The sequence below is a fragment of the Collimonas sp. genome (assembly GCF_044339385.1).
In the GTDB taxonomy this organism is placed as follows: Bacteria; Pseudomonadota; Gammaproteobacteria; order Burkholderiales; family Burkholderiaceae_D; genus Collimonas.
Map to the genome: position 1 here is coordinate 1 of NZ_JBIIVN010000184.1, position 4,566 is coordinate 4,566.

The following is a 4,566-nucleotide window of genomic DNA, read 5'->3' on the forward strand; positions in this document are numbered from 1 at the left end:
TTGCACGGCTAGCTCCTTGAACTCCGCCGTGTACATCTGTTTTGGTATCTTCTTCATTGCTGGTCTTTCCAAAGGATCGTTGATTTTACGTTACCTATGGAAGACTAAATTTCGGGGGAAGCTCAGCCGCCACAATGCCGCCACAAATGCGCAGGTACTGGCACAAATCGCCAAGGCCGAGTTGCCGCACGACGTGATTGCCCCGCTGTTGACGGTGGACGCCGCTTACCTGGAAGCAGCCCTGGTGGTGGATCAAGAGTACGCCGGTATGGAAAATGATTTGCGCACTGTGCTTGATGTCGATGTTCAACGGATACGCCGCAATGATCTGGAATGAAATAAAAAGCCACCGACAAGTCGGTGGCTTTTGAGCTAGGGTTGTACCCCCGGTTGTTACCACATGATGACGCGTTTTTCTGGCGGCAAATACATTTTGTCGCCCGGCTTGACGTCGAATACGCTATAAAAGCCCGGCTGATTTTTCAGCGTACCGTTGCCGCGGAAGCGTGGCGGCGAGTGTGGGTCGGTCTTGACGTAGACGATTGCCTGGGCGTCGCGTACCTTGCCGCGCCATACCTGGCCCCAGCCCAGATACAGGCGCTGGTCGCCGGTGAGGCCGTCGATTACCGGCGCCGGCTTGCCACCCAGCGACAGCTGATATGCCTTGTAGGCAATCGCCAGGCCGGAGTTGTCGGCAATATTCTCGCCAAGGGTCAACTCGCCGTTGACCTGGTAGCCAGGAACCGGGCTGTAGGCACTGTATTGATCTACCAGAGCTTTGGTCTTGACCGCGAATTTCTCGTGATCTTCCTTGATCCACCAGTCGCGCAGGTTGCCGACCTCGTCGTACTGGCTGCCCTGATCGTCGAAGCCGTGGCTGATCTCATGGCCGATGACCGCGCCGATGCCGCCGTAGTTGACCGCATCGTCCGCATTGGCGTTGAAGAACGGCGGTTGCAGAATCGCCGCCGGGAATACGATTTCGTTGAATTCCGGGTTGTAGTAGGCATTAACAGTTTGCGGCGTAATGCCCCATTCGGTGCGGTCGACCGGCTTGCCGAGTTTGTCGATGTTGCGTTTGTATTCAAACTGATTAGCACGGATCAGATTGCCGACCAGGTCGTCACGCTTGATGACCAGGCCGGAGTAGTCGCGCCATTTATCTGGATAGCCGATCTTCGGCATCAGGGTAGACAATTTCTTTTGCGCTTGTTTTTTGGTCTCTGCTCCCATCCAGTCCAGGCCATCGATGCTTTGATGGTAGGCGCTGATCAGGTTGACTACCAGTTTTTCCATGCGAGCCTTGTTGTCCGGCGGGAAGAACTGTTGCACATATAGTTGACCCAGGCCTTCGCCGATGCCAGCCTCCAGCACGTTAATGCCGCGTTTCCAGCGTGGTTCGTTTTGCGGAATACCGCACAGCACAGTGCCTTTGAAAGCGAAGTTCTGATCGACATATTGCTTAGACAGGTCGGCCGCAAAGCCGCTCAGCAAATGCCATTTGAAATAAGCCTTCCAGACCGGCAGCGGCGTGCTTTGAATGATCTGATCCAAGCCTTTGATGTAGCTCGGTTGGCTGATGACCAGATAGCTAACCTTGCCTTTCAGGTCGGCATCGGACAGGTAATCATTCCAGTTGAAGTGCGGTGCCAGTGTTTGTAACTGCGCCAGCTCAACCCGATTGTAGGTCTTGACCGGATCGCGGTTCTCGACCTTGGTCCATTGCACCTTCGCCAACGCGGTTTCCAGCGCGACGATGCTGGCGGCATTTTTCTTCGCAGCCTTGTCGCCGGACATGGTCAAAATGGTTTCTATGTGCGCACGGTATTTGTCCAGCGTGTCCTTCAGCTTGGCGTCGTCGGCTTTCAGGTAGTAATCACGATCTGGCAGGCCCAGGCCGCTCTGACCAAGATCGGCGATGACGCGGGTCGAATCCTTGGCATCCTGATGAATGCCGATGTCGAACGGTGCGCTGACACCGATGCTGTTAAGGTGGGCGATCAGGCCAGCGATTTGTTTTTTGTCTTTCAACGCATCGACCTTGGCGAATTCTGCCGCAAGCGGCTTGATGCCTAAGGTTTCCAGCGCTGGCTCATCCATATAACTGGCGTACAGGTCGGCAATTTTTTGCTTGTTGGAGCCGGGCGTCAGATTTTTCTCGGCGCTGACGGCATCGACGATGGTGTGCAACTGGTTCAACGAATTTTCGCGCAGCTCGTAGAAGGTGCCCCACGACGATTTGTCCGCAGGGATGTCAGTTTTCTTGAGCCAGCTACCGTTGACGTAATTATAGAAATCGTCCTGCGGGCGCACCGCCAGGTCGGCGTTCTGCATGTCGATGCCGCTGGCCGGGGTGATGGCCGCTACCGCGGCTGCCACCGTGCGCGGCGATGGTGATTGAGTCTGCGCCAGACTGGGGGTGGAAACGCTGTAGCCTGCAACCATGGTTAATACTGCTGCACAAATGAGAGATCGTTTCACGAGTAAGTAATCCTTATGAGAAGTCGTCGGAAAAAAGCCTGGTAGGCATGTTGGAAAATCTGTTGCGCGGTGGGCGGCCAACAGCCCGACTGTTACTTACAGCTGCACCGTCACAACTCCGCCATTACAGCCGCAGAGTTACCGCCGTGCAGTTGCCGCCGTACAGTCACCGCCCGCTAGCGGCTGCTCTGCTTATTGTCAAATTTCAATCATTTTTCTGAAAAACCAAATCACAATCTTATATCTTTTTCAGGAAATGCTAAACGTCTGTCAACGCAGGATGGCGGCGCAATCCTGCTTGTCGCGCAATGTCCTGCGCAGCAAGGTATTTTCTCGGGTTTGCGCCAATCCCCGGTCGGCACCGCTCAATTTACCCGGCACCGGTTGTAACAAGGCGGTCATTCGTTGCGCTTCGCTGTGTGAGGTAATCGGTCTGGCGTGGATCGACGCGGAAGTCGAGATGGTCGGCGAGCGATTCAATCCAGCTTGGGAATTTTCCTAACGCTACATCCTCATTCGGGGGCGCCGCTGCGGCGTTGAATGAGGTAATGCTGATAGCGAGGGTGGCTAATGTGAAAAGACGGGTAGTGCACATCACAAGTAAAATCCTCCTAAATCTGGTCTTCGGATTCTAGCGCGCAGGGTGTTGATGTGCCAGGGAAATAGTATGAATAAAAAAATAAAAATGAAATGTGTATCGCCCGCAGCGCATTTATTCAGCGCGGTTTTGGGAAAATGCGACGATTTTTTTAATGTCAGTCAGCTTGTTTTATCTGGCCTAACCGGAAGTGATAGGTGCGCTTGAAAATCGCTTTTATAAACCGCTCTTATCGATCCATAAAAGGAAAGCGCAACACGAACATTGCGCCGCCGAGATCGGAACTCTCGATACTGACGCTGCCACCGAGTCCTTCAACTATTTTTTTGACGATAGTCAGACCAAGGCCATAGCCGCCGGTGGCACGGTTACGGCTCTGATCAAGCCGGTAAAATGCTTCAAAAATTCGTTCCCGTTCGTTTAGCGGTATGTCCATACCGTCGTCTTCCACAATCAGAGTCCATGAGTCTCTTTCTGCCTTGGTACTTACTCTTATGTTGCTGTCTGAGTAACGCAGCGCATTCTGAATCAAATTGGAAAAGGCGCGCCGCAAGCTGCGGGGGGGCAGTGACGAGTTCTGTCAGCGAGGGCGTCAAGGACCATGCAATCTTTTTATTCCGCTGGCGCAGTTCTTCATCCGATACGCCGGCAGCCGAAAGCAAAAAGTCTTTCAAGACGATGGTTTCCAATCGCTCCGGCAGTGCCGATTGTTCCAGCATGTTTATCGTTAGTAATTCACTGACCAGATCGTCCAGTTCCTTGACGTCTTTATGCATTGCTTCTATGCGTTTATGGTTCTCGCTGTCATCGCAGTTATCCATTAAATTGGCTAGTCCGAATGAGAGTCTTGCCAGCGGTGAGCGTAGCTCGTGCGAAGCAGAGTTGACCATATCTCTTTGGGTCGTGATCAGTTTTCCGATACTGTCGGCCATGCTATTGAAATGCGCGGAAAGTTGCCTGACGGAGGAGTTTTCAGAAAGTTTGACGCGTTCATCCAGTGCGCCTGCGCCAAAGCGCCCAGCGGCGATACGCAGTTTTTCGAGGTCGCGCCAATGTGGTATCAACCACATGATCATAGCCCCTAGCATCGCGCAGAAGATAAGTACATAGGCAACGAATTCCATAGCGCCGAAGACATGCGAATCGATTTTCAGGATGCTGCCATCTTTCAGTGTGATGTAGACATCCCAGCGGGCGTTGTGAGCGGCGCCGGTCCACGCCATTTGATTGGTTGCCAATTCCTCCTTGATTGATGATGGCAATGCCGCTTTTTGCTGGTCTGTCAGCAGGGTATAGCGTCCGGGACTAAGTTGATCCAAGCGCTCGAGCCGGGCTTCTAGCTGTCCATCTTGAGGCGAGCCCTGTTGGCGCTAATTGAATCTTGACCCAGCCTGCTGATTGAAATGTGACCCAGGGCTGGTCGCTGCGTTTTGAGTTAGCAGCTGTGGATAAGTCTATCAAACAGTTGGTGTTGAAGCACTCCTTTT

4 protein-coding genes and 1 pseudogene are annotated in these 4,566 nt (G+C 53.2%); 1 reads left to right on the forward strand and 4 read right to left on the reverse strand.

The genetic code is table 11. The annotated features are described in order from the left end of the window. Positions 1-337 (forward strand): annotated as a pseudogene (locus tag ACIQ0R_RS11405) (hypothetical protein); the annotation flags it as partial. Positions 338-393: 56 nt separating this feature from the next. Here the strand turns inward: ACIQ0R_RS11405 and ACIQ0R_RS11410 are convergent. From ACIQ0R_RS11410 to ACIQ0R_RS11425, 4 genes are all read right to left on the reverse strand, one after another. Further along, positions 394-2,445, reverse strand: a complete 2,052-nt coding sequence (locus ACIQ0R_RS11410; protein ID WP_395827437.1) for a M13 family metallopeptidase — start codon at positions 2,443-2,445, stop codon at positions 394-396. Positions 2,446-2,751: 306 nt separating this feature from the next. Continuing rightward, entirely contained in the window at positions 2,752-2,961 is a 210-nt protein-coding gene (locus ACIQ0R_RS11415) for a hypothetical protein (RefSeq protein WP_395827440.1), read from the reverse strand. Positions 2,962-3,308: 347 nt separating this feature from the next. Next, positions 3,309-3,596 (reverse strand): ATP-binding protein, encoded by a 288-nt coding sequence (locus tag ACIQ0R_RS11420; protein ID WP_395827446.1) that lies wholly within the window; start codon positions 3,594-3,596, stop codon positions 3,309-3,311. Further along, positions 3,478-4,398 (reverse strand): histidine kinase dimerization/phospho-acceptor domain-containing protein, encoded by a 921-nt coding sequence (locus ACIQ0R_RS11425; protein ID WP_395827443.1) that lies wholly within the window; start codon positions 4,396-4,398, stop codon positions 3,478-3,480. Before ACIQ0R_RS11425 ends, ACIQ0R_RS11420 begins: the two co-directional genes overlap by 119 nt. Between the last annotated feature and the right edge of the window lie 168 nt (positions 4,399-4,566).

Coding starts and splice junctions, on each gene's coding strand:
- ACIQ0R_RS11410 (WP_395827437.1), bottom strand. CDS start 2,445: ATGGTTGCAGGCTACAGCGTTTCCACCCCCAGTCTGGCGCAGACTCAA.